Source organism: Streptomyces sp. NPDC050619, assembly GCF_040654815.1.
GTDB lineage: Bacteria > Actinomycetota > Actinomycetes > Streptomycetales > Streptomycetaceae > Streptomyces.
The window spans coordinates 29,132-43,549 of the sequence record NZ_JBFAIR010000023.1; the positions used below are offsets into that span (position 1 = coordinate 29,132).

Sequence of the window (14,418 nt, forward strand, 5' to 3'; positions counted from 1 at the left end):
TTGTCAGTCCCACCAGAAGGACCAGACCCGCTGGTCGAGCACCTCGTGCTCGGCGTACGCGCGCAGCGTCTCGTGATGGCCCTGCGTGATGTTGTCCGGGCAGAACGCGAAGTGTTCGGCGGCGACGGCCTCGGCCTGCTCCTGGGTCGCGGGCGGGGCGGCGACGGACAGGACCAGCTGGTCGAAGGTGAGGGCGAGGACCCGTATGCCGAAGCGGTCCTCCCAGGAGCGGAGTACGGAGCAGAGGCGGGCCGTGTCGTCCTCGTAGTTCAGCGGGCCCGTCCAGCCGATCGCCGCCGGGATGTCGGCGCTGCGGCGGGCCGGGACCAGGGCGAGACGCGGTTCCTTGAACCAGGAGCCGGCATCGAGGAGGGAGTCGGCGATCTCGGCGGCGCGGGCGTCGGGGTCGGCGGTGCGGGAGGCGGCGGGGGCGAGGCCGGGCCACGTCGGGCCGAAGGGCGCGATCGTCTCGTCGTGGGGGAGGGGATCGCCGAAGAGTTCCGCGACGGTTTCCTTGCTCGGGGAGACCGGGTAGTCCGGGGTGTCCTCGGCGGCGCCGAGTTCGTCCGCGGCGTACTCCTCCCAGTACTCCGCCAGCAGCTCGTCCGGGTCGTGGTCACCCGGGTACGACATCTCCCCCGGCATCAACTCCCATTCCTCCGGGCCGCCTTGAGTGCCGCCGACGTCGATCAGTATGGGCAGCAGCCCGGTTCGCCCCGCGGGCATGCCCAGCGCCGTCCAGGCGCCGGAGGACGCGGCGTACTCCGCGTGCCACAGCAGGGGCTCGTGCCACGGACCCTCGTCCGTCGCGTCGATCAGTCTCCCCAGCGGGAGTTCAAGCCCGAGCGAACGGCCGCTCGGGTCGGCCGCCAGCAGGGGCAGGGGGTTCGGAAGTGTCGCCATGTCGGTGACTTTAAGGGGTGGCACTGACAACGGCCGATGATCAAGCGAGCCGTCCCGCCACACCGTCCCACCGGACGGTGTCCCCGCAGGTCAGCGGGTGAGGCGTCCCATGAAGACGTCACTTCCGCGGCAACTGTCGCGGCCCTTGCCGCCCGCCCCGCATTCTCGTGTTGCCAGCCAGATCGACCAGCCAGATCGACCACCCAATCGACCAGCCAATCGACCCCAAGGGGGAGCAATGCGACCGAACACCGTGACGAGGACACTCGTCAGTCTCACCACCGCTGTCGGGATCGCCGCCGGGACTCTGGCGGGTGCGAGCACCGGCTTCGCGGCGTCCGAGGCGCCCGCACAGCCGGCCGTGAGCTCCGAGGCCGTCGCACCGCTCGCGGTGAACAACCTCGGACTGAGCACCGCGGAAGCCAAGAAGGTCCAGGACTGGCTGAAGAAGTACCACGGCTACAAGGGTGCGCGGGACGGCCAGCTGGGCACCAAGAGCTGGCAGGCGTTCCAGCGCGGCCTCAAGAAGCACTGGGACTACAAGGGCAAGATCGACGGGATCGTCGGACCCAAGACGGTGGAGGCACTACAGCGTCTGCTGAAGAAGCACTGGGGCTACAAGGGCAAGATCGACGGCATCGCCGGATCGGGGACCAAGGCCGCGTTCAAGCGGTTCGCCAACGGCAACCCCGGCTGAGCACCTGACCGACCGCACGAACTACCGCGGCCCGTCCTCCCTCGGGGGAGAGGACGGGCCGCGGTCCTGTCTCAGAGGCGCTCAGGCGTCCTGATCCCCAGCAGCGCCATGCCCTGGTGGAGCGTGCGGGCCGTGATGTCGCACAGGAACAGACGGTTCTCGACCTGGGCCGGGGTGTCCGCCTTCAGGACCGGGCACTCGGCGTAGAACGTCGTGTAGAGCGAGGCCAGCTGGTAGAGGTACGCGGTCAGCTTGTGCGGCGCGTACTCCCCGGCCGCCTCCGTCACCGTCTCCGCGAACCGGTCCGCGTGCAGGCCCAACTCCCGCTCGGCGACAGCCAGTTCCAGCTCCGGGTGCGCGAGGGGGCGTACGTCTCCTGCCTTGCGCAGGATCGACTGGATACGGGCGTACGCGTACTGGAGGTACACCGACGTGTCGCCGTTCAGCGACACCATCTGGTCCAGGTCGAACTTGTAGTCCCGGTTCGCCGACGTCGACAGGTCCGCGTACTTCACCGCGCCGATGCCGACCTGGGCACCCCGCTCGGCGATCTCCTCCTCCGAGAGGTCCTGCGCCTTCTCCCGTACGACGGCCGAGGCGCGGTCGACCGCTTCGTCCAGGAGGTCGACCAGGCGGACCGTCTCGCCCTCACGGGTCTTGAACGGCTTGCCGTCCTTGCCGAGGACCGTGCCGAAGGCCAGCTGCTGCGCCTTGGTGTCGCCGTTCAGCCAGCCCGCCCTGCGCGCCGTCTCGAAGACCATCTTGAAGTGCAGGGACTGGCGGGCGTCCACGACATAGATGAGCGTGCTCGCCTTCAGGTTGAAGACACGGTCCCGGATCGCCGAGAGGTCCGTCGCCGCGTAGCCGTAGCCGCCGTCCGACTTCTTCACGATCAGCGGGACCAGGTTGCCGTCCGGCCCCTTGATGTCGTCGAAGAACACACAGAGGGCGCCCTCGGACCACACCGCCACGCCGGCTTCCTCGAGCAGGCGGCACGTCTCGTCCAGCATGTCGTTGTAGCCCGACTCGCCGACGATGTCCGGGTCGCGGATCTCCATGTCCAGCTTCTCGAAGACCGAGAAGAAGTAGATCTTCGACTCGTCCACGAACTTCTGCCACGCGGCGAGGGTCTTCGGGTCGCCGGCCTGGAGGTCGACCACCCGGCGACGCGCCCGCGTCTTGAACTCCTCGTCCGAGTCGAAGTGCTTGCGGGCCGCCTTGTAGAGGCGGTCGAGGTTCGACATCGCCTCCTCGCCGGAGACCTGGGCGTCCTTGTGGTCCAGCTCGTGCGGGTGCTCGTCCAGATACTGGATGAGCATGCCGAACTGGGTGCCCCAGTCACCGATGTGATGCCGCCTGACGACGGTCTCGCCGACGAACTCCAGGATCTGGACGACCGCGTCGCCGATCACCGCCGAGCGGAGGTGGCCTACGTGCATCTCCTTCGCCACGTTCGGCTGCGCGTAGTCGACGACGGTGGTGCCCGGCTCGTCGGTGAACGGCACGCCCAGGCGGCCTGTCGGGTCCGTGGCGCGGGACGCCAGGTTCTGCGTGATCGCCTTGTCCGTGATCGTGATGTTCAGGAAGCCGGGTCCTGAGACCTCGATGTCCTTGATCACGTCACCCGTGACGATCCCGTCGACGACCCGCGTCGCCAGCTCCCGCGGGTTCGCCTTCGCCTTCTTCGCCAGCGCCAGGATCCCGTTCGCCTGGAAGTCCGCCCGGTCACTACGTCGCAGCAGCGGGTCGGCGGAGCCGGCCTCCGGCAGGGCAGCCGAGAGAGCCGTCGCGAGGCGCTGGTTGACGGAAGCGGTGAGGGACGTGACCGAGGCCATGGGGTGGATGCCGTTCTCCTCGTGGGGGTGGGCGGACCTGGCCAGTATCCCATGGGGGTAAAGCGGTTTTCCCGGGCGTAGGGGGGTCTGGGAGAATGGGGGTGTCAGCCGTGCGACCGTACCGGCTGCCCATGAGAACTCTCAGAAACACTCTCAGAAGCACTCTCAGAAAACTCTCAGAAAAAGAGGACGTGCCGATCGTGGCTCAGAGCACCGAGACCACCGACTGGGTCTCCCGTTTCGCGGATGAGGTCATCGAGGAGTCGGAGCGTCGGGCCCCGGGCAAACCCCTGGTCGTCGCGTCCGGACTGTCCCCGTCCGGGCCCATCCACCTCGGCAACCTGCGCGAGGTCATGACCCCGCACCTCGTCGCCGACGAGATCCGGCGGCGCGGGTACCAGGTCCGGCATCTGATCTCCTGGGACGACTACGACCGCTACCGCAAGGTCCCGGCCGGCATCGCGGGCATCGACGACTCCTGGGGCGAGCACATCGGCAAGCCGCTCACCTCCGTCCCGGCCCCCAAGGGCTCCGCCCACCCCAACTGGGCCGAGCACTTCAAGGCCGCCATGACTCAGTCGCTGGCCGAGCTGGGCGTCGAGTTCGACGGCATCAGCCAGACCGCGCAGTACACCTCCGGTGTGTACCGCGAGCAGATCCTGCACGCCATCAGCCACCGCGCCGAGATCGACGCGATCCTCGACCAGTACCGGACGAAGAAGGCCCCGGCCAAGCAGTCGCAGAAGCCCGTCGACGCGGCCGAGCTGGAGGCCGCCGAGGGGTCGGGCGCCGCGAGCGAGGAGGACGGGAGCAGGGGCTCCGCCGGGTACTTCCCGTACAAGCCCTACTGCGGCAACTGCGAGAAGGACCTCACCACCGTCACCGCCTACGACGACGACAGCACCGAGCTGACGTACACCTGCACCGCCTGCGGCTTCTCCGAGACCGTCCGGCTCAACGAGTTCAACCGCGGCAAGCTGGTCTGGAAGGTCGACTGGCCGATGCGGTGGGCGTACGAGGGCGTCGTCTTCGAGCCGAGCGGGGTCGACCACTCGTCTCCGGGTTCTTCGTTCCAGGTGGGCGGGCAGATCGTCGGGATCTTCGGCGGGAAGCAGCCGATCGGGCCGATGTACGCGTTCGTCGGGATCAGCGGAATGGCGAAGATGTCGTCGTCCCGCGGTGGCGTGCCCACCCCCGCCGACGCGCTGAAGATCATGGAACCGCAGCTCCTGCGCTGGCTGTACGCCCGGCGCCGGCCCAACCAGTCCTTCAAGATCGCCTTCGACCAGGAGATCCAGCGCCTCTACGACGAGTGGGACAAGCTGGACGCGAAGGTCGCGGACAACTCCGCCCTGCCCGGCGACATCGCCGCCCACTCGCGGGCCGTGCGGACGGCGAGCGGTGAGCTGCCGCGCACACCCCGGCCGATGCCGTACCGGACCCTCGCGTCCGTCGCGGACATCACGGCCGGGCACGAGGACCAGGTGCTGCGCATCCTCAGCGAACTCGACCCCGCCAACCCCCTCGCCGCCCTCGACGAGGTACGGCCGCGGCTCGACAAGGCCGAGGCGTGGATCAACACGCACGTGCCCGCCGACCAGCGGACCATCGTGCGCGACGAACCCGACCACGAACTGCTGAAGTCCCTCGACGAGCAGGCACAGCGGTCGCTACGACTGCTGCTCGACGGGCTGGCCGAGCACTGGTCGCTGGACGGGCTCACCCATCTCGTCTACGGCGTGCCCAAGGTCCAGGCCGGCTTCCCCGCCGACGCCACGCCCAAGGAGCTCCCGCCGGAGATCAAGACCTCCCAGCGGACCTTCTTCGCGCTCCTCTACCACCTGATGGTCGGACGGGACACGGGGCCGCGGCTGCCTACGCTGCTTCTCGCGGTCGGGCAGGAGCGGGTTCGCAAGCTGCTCGGGGAGTAAAGCGGAGCAAGGCGGAGTAAGGCGGTAAAGGAAGGGGGCCCTCCTCGGCGGAGGGCCCCCTTCGTCATGTTTGCGATGCTTGCCGTGTTTGTTGCGATTTTTATGCGATGTGGTCTTCTTGCAGTTCCGCTGTGTGGCGGTTGGTGAAGCGGTTGACCATGCGGTCGGCTTCGCGCTGCGGGAGCACGACACCGTAGGTCGCCTCCACGTCGCCCCTGAGCTGGCCCGAGGTGGGGTAGCTGCCGTCTATCGACTTCTTGAAGACCTGGTAGTAGTCCTCCTCGGTCGGATCCGGCGTGCCACCCCCCTCACCCAGCTCTCGGGTGCGGCCCGGGCCTGACGGGATGGGGAAGCTGCCGGTCTCCTCCGGGGAGGGTTCCTCCGGAGACGGCTCGGGAGTCGGCGGCTCCTCGAAATACCGCTGCTGCGCCTGGTACTGCTCGGCCTGGAGCTGCTCCCCGTACCACTGTTCGTACTGCTCTTGGGGGTCGTACGTGGGGTCGTAGCCGCCCTGGTAGTCGCCTTGCTTCGGGGCTTCGAACCAGGGGCTCTGGTCCTGCTCCGGCGCGTACTCGGCCGCGTCCTCGGGTGCGTACTCCGGTGCGTGGGCGGCCTGCTCGACGTTCTGCTTACGGTCCTCCAGCTCAGGACGCTGCTCGCGCTGCGGTACCGCCGGCTGGGGGGCGGCCGTGGCCACCGGCTCGGTCTGCCGCGGCACCGGTGGCAGCAGCACGGGCTCGATGCCCGCCGCCGCCAGCCCCGCCGGAGCCGTCTGCGCCAGCGGGACCCCGTAGCGGGCCAGGCGGAGCGGCATCAGGGACTCCACCGGGGCCTTGCGCCGCCACGCCCGGCCGAAGCGGGAATGAAGACGGGCCCGGTAGACCAGACGCTCCTGCTCCAGCTTGATGACCTGCTCATAGGAGCGCAGCTCCCACAGCTTCATACGGCGCCACAGGAGGAACGTCGGGAGGGGAGAGAGCAGCCAGCGGGTGAGGCGTACGCCCTCCATGTGCCGGTCGGCCGTGATGTCCGCGATACGGCCGATGGCGTGCCGGGCGGCCTCGACCGAGACCACGAACAGGATGGGGATCACCGCGTGCATGCCCACGCCCAGCGGATCCGGCCAGGCCGCCGCGCCGTTGAAGGCGATGGTCGCGGCCGTCAGGAGCCAGGCCGTCTGCCGCAGGAGCGGGAAGGGGATGCGGATCCAGGTCAGGAGCAGGTCGAGGGCGAGGAGGACGCAGATGCCCGCGTCGATGCCGATCGGGAGGACGTAACTGAAGTTCCCGAAGCCCTTTTCCAAGGCCAGCTCGCGGACGGCCGCGTACGAACCCGCGAAGCCGATACCGGCGATGATGACGGCACCGGTGACGACCACGCCGATGAGAATCCGGTGCATCCGTGTCAGCTGTAGTGGCGCGGCCACCCGTACTCCCCTCCCCATGCCTGTTGTTGCGCGACACAGAGTGGCACATGTGTGCGTCGTACGCGTTGTCGGACGGACGGAACCCGGTGCCCGCGGAGGGCCGGGTTCCGTCAAAAAGGGGGCCTGAGCTGCGGCTTGGCGCTCAGCCGCGGCTCAGGTGTAACAGTCAGCTCTTCTTCGCCGCAGACTGGGACGGGGACGCGCTCGGGGACTCCTTCGACGACTCGTCCGCCGAGGGCGACGAGGACGACTTCGACGTGCCCTTGTCCTTGTCCTTGTCCTTGGACGCGCTCGCCGAGGGGCTCTTCGTGCCGGAACCGCCCGCGCTGTTGGCCGCCGACACCGCGGCCACCGCCTCCTTGGCCGCCTTCTCGGCGAGCTTCGTCAGGCTGGCCGCGCTCGGGGTCTTCTCGCCGGCCAGGCCCGCGCCGTTGTAGTCGAGGGTGACGACGACGTTCTCGACGCGTGCCACGACCGTCTGCTCCTTGAAGGAGCCTTCCTTCTTCTTCAGGTCGTAGCGCACCGCCGTCGCCTCGTCGCCCGTCTTGGCGACCGGCTCCGACTTCACGTTCTTCGCGCCGTCCACCGCCTGGGCGTCCTGGATCTGCGTCTCGTAGTACGCCTGCGCCTGCTTGTTGCCCGTGCCGCGCGAGGTGTCCGACTCGAAGCGGAGCAGGGAGACGTTCAGCCAGCGGAACTGGGAGCCCTCCACGCCGTTGTTGTCGAGGCTGGTCCAGGAGCAGTTGGCGCGCGTCGCCGTGTCGCTCGACGTGCCCTCCTTGCCGGACTTCGCCTTCGGCACCAGTTCGCCCAGGGTCTTCTTCGTCACCACCGCGCACGACTTGGGCAGCGACTTGTACGCCGCCGCCTGCACCGTCGGCGACGCGCTCGGGGACGCCGAGACGACCGCGCCCGGGCCCTTGTCGGCGGCGGCGGCATCGGAGCCGGAGCCGGAGCCCGAGTCGGAGGAGCAGCCGGCCGCGATCAGCGTCACGGGGACCGCGGCCGCGCAGACAAGGACGCGGTGGAGCCGCTTCGCTCGCTGGTCGTCGCGCTTCTCACGCCGGACTCGCTGTGCTGGTCGCTGCATGGTTCCTTCACTCATGACGCTCGTGCTCCTGCCGTCGGATCGGCTCCGGGGACGCTGAAGTTCCTGCGGTCGGATCGGGTCCGAGGGGCCACGGTACGCGGTGAGACAGCTGTGCGACCGAGCTTCTTGTGCTTTGTGTGCGGGCGTGAGGGGGCTGTGAAGGGGCGCTAACTGGTGAGCTAACTGGTGAGTGTCTCCGCCAGCTGAGCGGCCAGTTTCCGGGCCTTGTCCTGCATTTCCTTGCTGTCCGGGGTGCTGTTCGGGGTCACGCCGACCGTCATCGGCTGCTCCTCGTACGCGATCGTCACGATCACGTTCGACGTGCGGAACGCCACAGTCACCGTGCGCTGCTGGGCCGTCGAACCGGAGCCGCTCAACGCGTCGTCCAGGAACGCGTCGTCGCCGAGGCCCTCCAGGATGCGGGGCTGGAGGGTGGAGGGGGTGGCGGAGATCGAGGAGGAGGGGGAACCTGAACCTGACGGTGCGGCGGAGTCGCTCGGGCCGGCGGAATCGCTCGGGTCGCCGGAAGGGCTCTCGTCGGTACTGGTGCCGGTACTGGTGCCGGGGCTGGCGCTGGTGCTTGGGCTGTTGCTCGCGCTGGTGCTGGGGCTGGAAGTCGCCGGTTCGGGAAGGTCGGCCGCCTCCTCCTTCGTCGCGAACAGCTGCTGCGCCTCCGTGTCGTCGCTCACGGAGTTGTCGTACGACACCACCCGCTCGAAGTCGACCAGCAGATGGTCGGTGGCGTCCGTGGACTCCACCGTCCAACGGCAGCCGACCTTGCGGTCCGTGTCGAACGTGGGCGTGGCCTCGCCCGCGTACGCCTTGTCCCGCTGCTCCTGGTCCGCGATCTGCTGGATGCCGGGCAGGAGCGAGTCGAGGGTGTCCTGGCCGACCGCGCCGCAGGGTTCCGGAAGGGTGCGGTACTTGCCCGGCTGGGCGGCGGCGGATGCCGTGCCGGTGTCACCGGGGTTCGCGTTGTCCGTATCGCCGCCGTCGTCCGAACTGCCGGTGCAGCCGGCCAGCAGGGCCGCGAGGAGCGCGACGACGCCGGATACGTACGCCTTCCGCTGCACGGTCAGGCTCCTCTCGACGGTGTGTGGTGCATGGGGAACTGGTCGGGATCTCAGTGTCCCTGCTGGTTATTCGCTTGCCGCACGGGGGCGCCCCCTGGAGACAATGTGTATCGCACGCACTGCCGTGGACGCCGGTCCGCTGTCCCTTTCGTTGACCTTGGCGATGGTTTTGCGTTTTGAGACTTCTGCTTTATTCCGGGGGAATGAGGACTAAATGTCGTACGTGGAAATGCCGGGCGCGAAGGTTCCGATCCGCATGTGGGCCGACCCGGCGACGGTCGAGGAAGGCGCGCTGCAGCAGTTGCGGAACGTGGCGACCCTGCCGTGGATCAAGGGGCTGGCCGTGATGCCCGACGTGCACTACGGGAAGGGCGCGACCGTCGGGTCGGTCATCGCGATGCACGGGGCTGTGTGTCCTGCGGCGGTGGGTGTGGATATCGGCTGCGGGATGTCGGCGGTGAAGACGTCGCTGACGGCGAATGACCTTCCGGGGGATCTGTCGCGGCTGCGGTCGAAGGTCGAGCAGGCGATTCCGGTGGGGCGGGGGATGCATGACAGTGCGGTTGAGCCGGGGCGGTTCTACGGGCTCGCTACAGCGGGGTGGGATGACTTTTGGGGGCGGTTCGATGGGGTTGCGGATGCGGTGAAGTTCCGGGAGGAGCGGGCCGTTAAGCAGATGGGGACGCTCGGAGCCGGCAACCACTTTGTCGAATTGTGCGCGGATGCGACCGGTTCTGTCTGGCTGATGCTGCACTCCGGATCCCGGAACATCGGCAAGGAACTGGCCGAGCACCACATAGGCGTGGCCCAGAAGCTCCCGCACAACCAGGGCCTGGTCGACCGTGACCTCGCCGTCTTCGTGGCGGACACGCCGCAGATGGCGGCGTACCGCAACGACTTGTTCTGGGCGCAGGAGTACGCGAAGTACAACCGCACCATCATGATGGCGCTCTTCAAGGACGTAATCCGCAAGGAGTTCAAGAAGGCGAAGCCGACCTTCGAGCCCGAGATCAGCGCGCACCACAACTACGTGGCCGAGGAGCGCTACGACGGCATGGACCTGCTCGTCACCCGCAAGGGTGCGATCCGCGCGGGTTCCGGCGAGTACGGGATCATCCCGGGCTCCATGGGCACGGGTTCGTACATCGTGAAGGGCCTCGGGAACGCGAAGTCCTTCAACTCGGCCTCGCACGGCGCCGGTCGGCGCATGAGCCGCACCGCGGCGAAGCGGCGGTTCTCGACGAAGGACCTGGAGGAGCAGACGCGGGGCGTGGAGTGCCGTAAGGACTCCGGTGTCGTGGACGAGATCCCGGGTGCGTACAAGCCGATCGAGCAGGTGATGGATCAGCAGCGGGACCTCGTGGAGGTCGTGGCGAAGCTGAAGCAGGTTGTCTGTGTGAAGGGCTGACGCGCAAGGCCCCCGGTCGGGACCGGGGGCCTCCCCTACTGGGTCACTCGCCGTCTGGCATGGGGACTTGGCCGTTGCGCATGCGCCAAAGGCGAAGATCGCAGCTTTGAGTGGTCCTGCCGAGTTTCTCTGCCGCTGCCTTCGGACTCTTGAGCTCCAGCAGAATCCGGTCCTCCCATTCCGTCCAGGGGCGTCGCGTGTGTGCGGCTCGCATGCCGGCGGGACGTACCCAGGTGGTGAGCGAATCGGCGACTGCGCGCTTTCGCTCCAAGGACAGGCACCCTGGGTAGTAGAGGTGGGCTGCCAGGTTCTGGGCTACTTCCATCGTGTAGTAGAGGTTGTAGATGCTGTCGCGCACGTTGCGTTTGATGTTGCGCTCGCAGCCCGTGATGTCCTTCGCGTATTGGCGCAAGTAGGCGCCGACGGCGGTACTGGCCGTGGTGAGAGAAATGAACGGACAGCCCTTGCGCGTGTGGCCCACCGAACCGTCTGCGTCGATCAGGCCTCGTAGGTAGTCGCGGCGAGAGAATTCGACGAGGGGTGGGGCGATCGTCTGTGACTTGCGGCCGTATGGCAGTCCGAGTCCGTTGACGATGGTTCTGGCTTCCAGGGAGCAGAGGCTCCAGACAGCCGAGTGAGCAGTCTCGGCGAAGTTCGTCGATCGTGTGCGTTCCCTGATGCTGCTGTTGTACGGCGTCAGCTTCTGGAACTTGCGCAGGAGATCGATGTCCCGCGCGTTGATCTCGACGGTCAACCGCCCTCGTTGCCGGGATTGTTGAGAGAGATGCCCATCCGCCTGCAAGAAGCCGAACATGTAGGAGTACTCCGGGACCCTGAGGTCCATGAACTGGTGAGCGCTAGGCTCGCATTCAGCCATGAGGAAGCGCATTCCTTCCTTGTTGGTCAGGTCCTCGACTGGGCGGCATCCCGGTCGAGGGCCGTCGATTTGATGTTGTGACGCGAGCCTAGATCGCCAGTTCAGCCCCCGTTCGGGTGATCGATCAGGTTCACTCCTGTGAGTTACCGCAGCCCCTTCTCCAGCAACGTCACCGCATACGGGCTGCCCAACCCGCCGTCCTTTGCCCGCTGTTCGCCTACGACCCTGTAGCCCGCCGACTCGTAGTACGCACGCAAGCGTGGGTTGGAAGCGAGGCAGTCCAGGCGGGCGTACAGGCGGCCCGTGGCGGCTATGCGGGATTCCGCTTCCGTCAGCATCCGGCGGCCCGTTCCCGGCGGAGCCGTGTGCGGCGTTGTCATCAGGCGGTGGATGTAGCCCGCGTCCGCGGGGCGGGGGCCCCAGGCCGCCTGGTCGTCCCACCACAGTTCCCAGGCGCCGGCCACGCTCTCGTCCGCGTATGCCAGCCAGACCTCGCCCTCCTTCATGCGCGTGCGGAAGTGGGTCTCGTCCTTTTCGCCCGGCTGCCACTGGGTGATGCCGCGGGCCAGTTGCCGTAGGGCCGCTGTGTCGCGGAGGCGGACCAGCAGGCTCGCATCGGCCGGGGTGGCCCTGCGGTACGTCAGGTCCGGCCAGGTGGTGGGGGTCGGTTCGAGGAGGGTGGTGCGGAGGGTGTCCGACAACGCCTGGGCGTCCAGGCCCAGGGCCTGAGTGACGTACGCCTCGATCGAGCCGTAGCGAGTCTTCATCGAGGAGAGGAACAGGCGCATCGCCGACTCGGGGGCCCGGCCGAAGCCGGGCCAGTTCGGGGTGCGGCCGTCGTTGCGGGTGCGCCAGTCGGCCAGCAGGGCCGGTGTCGCCAGTTCCGTCAGGCTGAAGTCCTCGGTGATCACCGTCTCCGGGACGCCGAGGAGGGACAGGACCAAGGCGGCCACCTGGCCTGTGCGGTCCTTGCCCGAGGCGCAGTGGAAGACCAAGGGGGCGTCCGTGTCCGCGATCAGTTCCAGAGCGGCGCGGATCTCCTTCGTACCGTCCGCCGCCACCTCCATGTAGCGCTCCGCCAGGTACGGGCCGGGGTCGACGTCGGGGGTCTGGGCCGCCTGGTCGTACCGGCGGTGCTCGATGCTGAGGTGGTGACAGGCGAGGGACGGGTGTGCCGGGACACGGCCCCCGGCCTCGGCCTCCCAGGGGTGGCGCAGGTCGATGACCGTGCGGATGCCCAGGGCCAGGAAGCGGTTCCAGTCGGGCGTGCCGTGGCTCAGCTTGCCGAGTGAGTCGGCGCGGTAGAGGCGGCCCGGGCGGACGCGGTGGCCGTCCGTCGTCGGGTAGCCGCCCAGGTCGCGGAAGTTGTGCAGGCCGTCGAACGGTATGTGTCGGTCCACGACCCGTGACCCTATGCGTCGGCCGCGCCCCGTGCACCGCTCATTTCGGCGCGTGCGTCACCGCGTAGATCATGACGAACGCCACGATGTGGATGCCGAAGAGGAAGTAGGCGAGCCACCACCACATCTTGCGTTCGTTCTGTGTCTCCTGTTTGAGGCGCTGCCGCTCCCGCTCGGCGTCGGTCATCACAACTCCCTGTGGACCTTCGTGTTCGACGCCTGTGCGCGCGGGCGGAGGACCAGGAGGTCGACGTTGACGTGGCTGGGGCGGGTCACCGCCCAGGTGATGGTGTCGGCGACGTCGTCGGCGGTGAGGGGCTCGGCCACGCCCTCGTACACCTTCGCCGCCTTCTTCTCGTCGCCGCCGAAGCGGGTGAGGGCGAACTCGTCCGTCCTGACCATGCCGGGTGCGATCTCGATGACGCGGACCGGGCGGCCGACGATCTCCAGGCGGAGGGTCTCGGCGAGGACGTGGGCGCCGTGCTTGGCGGCGACGTAGCCCGCGCCGCCCTCGTAGGTGCCGTGGCCGGCGGTGGAGGAGACGACCACGACCGTGCCGTCGCCGCTCGCGTCGAGCTTGGGGAGCAGGGCCTGGGTGACGTTTAGGGTGCCGATGACGTTCGTCTCGTACATCGTGCGCCAGTCGGCCGGGTCGCCGGTGGCCACCGGGTCGGCACCGAGGGCTCCGCCCGCGTTGTTGACCAGCACGCCGATCGTCTGGAAGGCCGTGGCGAACTCGTCGACCGCGGCGCGGTCGGTGATGTCCAGGGGGTACGCCGTCGCCTGGTGGCCCGCCGCGGTGAGCTCCTCGGCCAGCGCCTCTATACGGTCCTTGCGGCGGGCGGTGAGAACGACGCGGTAGCCGGCCGCGGCGAGCCGGCGTGCCGTGGCGGCGCCGATTCCGCTGCTCGCACCGGTGACGACGGCGATGCGGGCGGCGGCGGACGGTGCGGCGGTGGCCATGGGCTGCTCCTCGGACGGTGCGTGACGGATCTGTCCGGCAAGCTTAAGTGGGTGGGGCAAGTGGGTGGTTTGTCATCTCGTTCTCCGGTCCTTCCGCGGTCCTTCCGCGGTCCTTCTCCGGTCCCTTCTGCGGTCCTTCTCCGGACTGCCCGTGCGGGGTCCCGGTGGGACAATCGAGGTGGGTGATCCGCAGTTCAGGAGGTGGATCGATGGGACAAGCACGTGAGGTCATGGACCGGCTCACGGAGGCGCTGACCACGCAACCGAACCTGAAGGCCATCGCCGAGCTGTACGACGAGGACGCGGTCGCCGTCACCCCCGACGAGGGGGAGCTTCACGGGCGCGACAGCATCGTCGAGTACTGGCGGCAGATGACGGAGGCGGTTCCCGAGGCGACGTTCGAGACGTTGCACGCGTACGAGGTCGGCGACACGGCCATCGACGAGGGAATCTTCAGCGGAAAGAACACCGGGCCGCTGCATCTGCCCTCCGGGGAGACTCTCCCCGGGACCCAGAAGGAGATCAGGATTCGCGGAGTGGACATCGCGACGGTGGCGGACGGCCGGATCGTGGACTACCGGCTCTACTTCGACGAGATGGACTTCCTGGAGCAGCTGGGGCTGTTGCCCGCTTAGCCGTCCCTTAGGGCCTGTCCGGCGGATCATGCCGCAGACGCGGGGCCTGGCACGCCCATCTGCGGCGTTGTCGTCACTCGCCGACGCTCCGCGTCGACTCCCTCCTCCGCCTTGCAGCTGGACGCACCAGGCCCCGCTCACCGGCGCTGATGAGGCGCCGCCGATTTCCTGCGACCTGAT

General features: G+C 68.3%; 13 protein-coding genes. 4 read left to right on the forward strand and 9 right to left on the reverse strand.

Features of this window, described 5'->3' with window-relative positions:
- Window positions 1–3 precede the first annotated feature (3 nt).
- The gene (locus tag AB0I77_RS32285; protein ID WP_363286268.1) at window positions 4–903 is read right to left on the reverse strand and encodes a DUF4253 domain-containing protein; all 900 of its coding nucleotides are present in this window, start codon (window positions 901–903) and stop codon (window positions 4–6) included.
- Between the two features lie 238 nt (window positions 904–1,141).
- Between AB0I77_RS32285 and AB0I77_RS32290 the strand changes: the two genes are divergently transcribed.
- Window positions 1,142–1,600 (forward strand): peptidoglycan-binding domain-containing protein, encoded by a 459-nt coding sequence (locus tag AB0I77_RS32290; RefSeq protein ID WP_363286269.1) that lies wholly within the window; start codon window positions 1,142–1,144, stop codon window positions 1,598–1,600.
- A 71-nt stretch (window positions 1,601–1,671) separates the two neighbouring features.
- On the opposite strand, the gene argS is transcribed toward AB0I77_RS32290, so the two are convergent.
- On the reverse strand, window positions 1,672–3,435 hold the full coding sequence (gene argS / locus AB0I77_RS32295; protein ID WP_363286270.1) for an arginine--tRNA ligase: 1,764 nt from the start codon (window positions 3,433–3,435) through the stop codon (window positions 1,672–1,674).
- 191 nt (window positions 3,436–3,626) lie between these two features.
- Between argS and lysS the strand changes: the two genes are divergently transcribed.
- A complete protein-coding gene (gene lysS / locus AB0I77_RS32300; RefSeq protein WP_363286271.1) occupies window positions 3,627–5,366 on the forward strand; it encodes a lysine--tRNA ligase in 1,740 nt (579 codons plus the stop codon).
- Window positions 5,367–5,466: 100 nt separating this feature from the next.
- Here lysS and AB0I77_RS32305 read toward each other — a convergent pair whose 3' ends face one another.
- From AB0I77_RS32305 to AB0I77_RS32315, 3 genes are all read right to left on the reverse strand, one after another.
- A complete protein-coding gene (locus tag AB0I77_RS32305) occupies window positions 5,467–6,765 on the reverse strand; it encodes a DUF2637 domain-containing protein (protein WP_363286272.1) in 1,299 nt (432 codons plus the stop codon).
- 193 nt (window positions 6,766–6,958) lie between these two features.
- Complete coding sequence (locus tag AB0I77_RS32310; protein ID WP_363286273.1) at window positions 6,959–7,897, reverse strand: DUF3558 domain-containing protein; 939 nt, start codon at window positions 7,895–7,897, stop codon at window positions 6,959–6,961.
- Between the two features lie 164 nt (window positions 7,898–8,061).
- Window positions 8,062–8,955: a DUF3558 domain-containing protein gene (locus tag AB0I77_RS32315; protein ID WP_363286274.1), complete on the reverse strand. Its 894-nt coding sequence runs from the start codon at window positions 8,953–8,955 to the stop codon at window positions 8,062–8,064.
- A 214-nt stretch (window positions 8,956–9,169) separates the two neighbouring features.
- Here AB0I77_RS32315 and AB0I77_RS32320 point away from each other — a divergent pair, with 214 nt between their 5' ends.
- Complete coding sequence (locus AB0I77_RS32320; protein ID WP_363286275.1) at window positions 9,170–10,363, forward strand: RtcB family protein; 1,194 nt, start codon at window positions 9,170–9,172, stop codon at window positions 10,361–10,363.
- 43 nt (window positions 10,364–10,406) lie between these two features.
- Here the strand turns inward: AB0I77_RS32320 and AB0I77_RS32325 are convergent, their stop codons facing one another.
- The 4 genes from AB0I77_RS32325 to AB0I77_RS32340 form a co-directional block, all read right to left on the reverse strand.
- Window positions 10,407–11,240: an LAGLIDADG family homing endonuclease gene (locus AB0I77_RS32325; protein WP_363286276.1), complete on the reverse strand. Its 834-nt coding sequence runs from the start codon at window positions 11,238–11,240 to the stop codon at window positions 10,407–10,409.
- Window positions 11,241–11,383: 143 nt separating this feature from the next.
- A complete protein-coding gene (locus tag AB0I77_RS32330; RefSeq protein WP_363286277.1) occupies window positions 11,384–12,640 on the reverse strand; it encodes a GNAT family N-acetyltransferase in 1,257 nt (418 codons plus the stop codon).
- Window positions 12,641–12,680: 40 nt separating this feature from the next.
- Window positions 12,681–12,827, reverse strand: a complete 147-nt coding sequence (locus AB0I77_RS32335) for a hypothetical protein (RefSeq protein WP_363286278.1) — start codon at window positions 12,825–12,827, stop codon at window positions 12,681–12,683.
- Window positions 12,827–13,603: an SDR family NAD(P)-dependent oxidoreductase gene (locus tag AB0I77_RS32340; RefSeq protein ID WP_363286279.1), complete on the reverse strand. Its 777-nt coding sequence runs from the start codon at window positions 13,601–13,603 to the stop codon at window positions 12,827–12,829. Before AB0I77_RS32340 ends, AB0I77_RS32335 begins: the two co-directional genes overlap by 1 nt.
- Window positions 13,604–13,812: 209 nt before the next feature.
- Between AB0I77_RS32340 and AB0I77_RS32345 the strand changes: the two genes are divergently transcribed.
- Window positions 13,813–14,238 carry a nuclear transport factor 2 family protein gene (locus AB0I77_RS32345; protein WP_363286280.1) on the forward strand — a complete coding sequence of 142 codons (426 nt, stop codon included), beginning with the start codon at window positions 13,813–13,815 and terminating at the stop codon, window positions 14,236–14,238.
- Window positions 14,239–14,418: the final 180 nt, after the last annotated feature.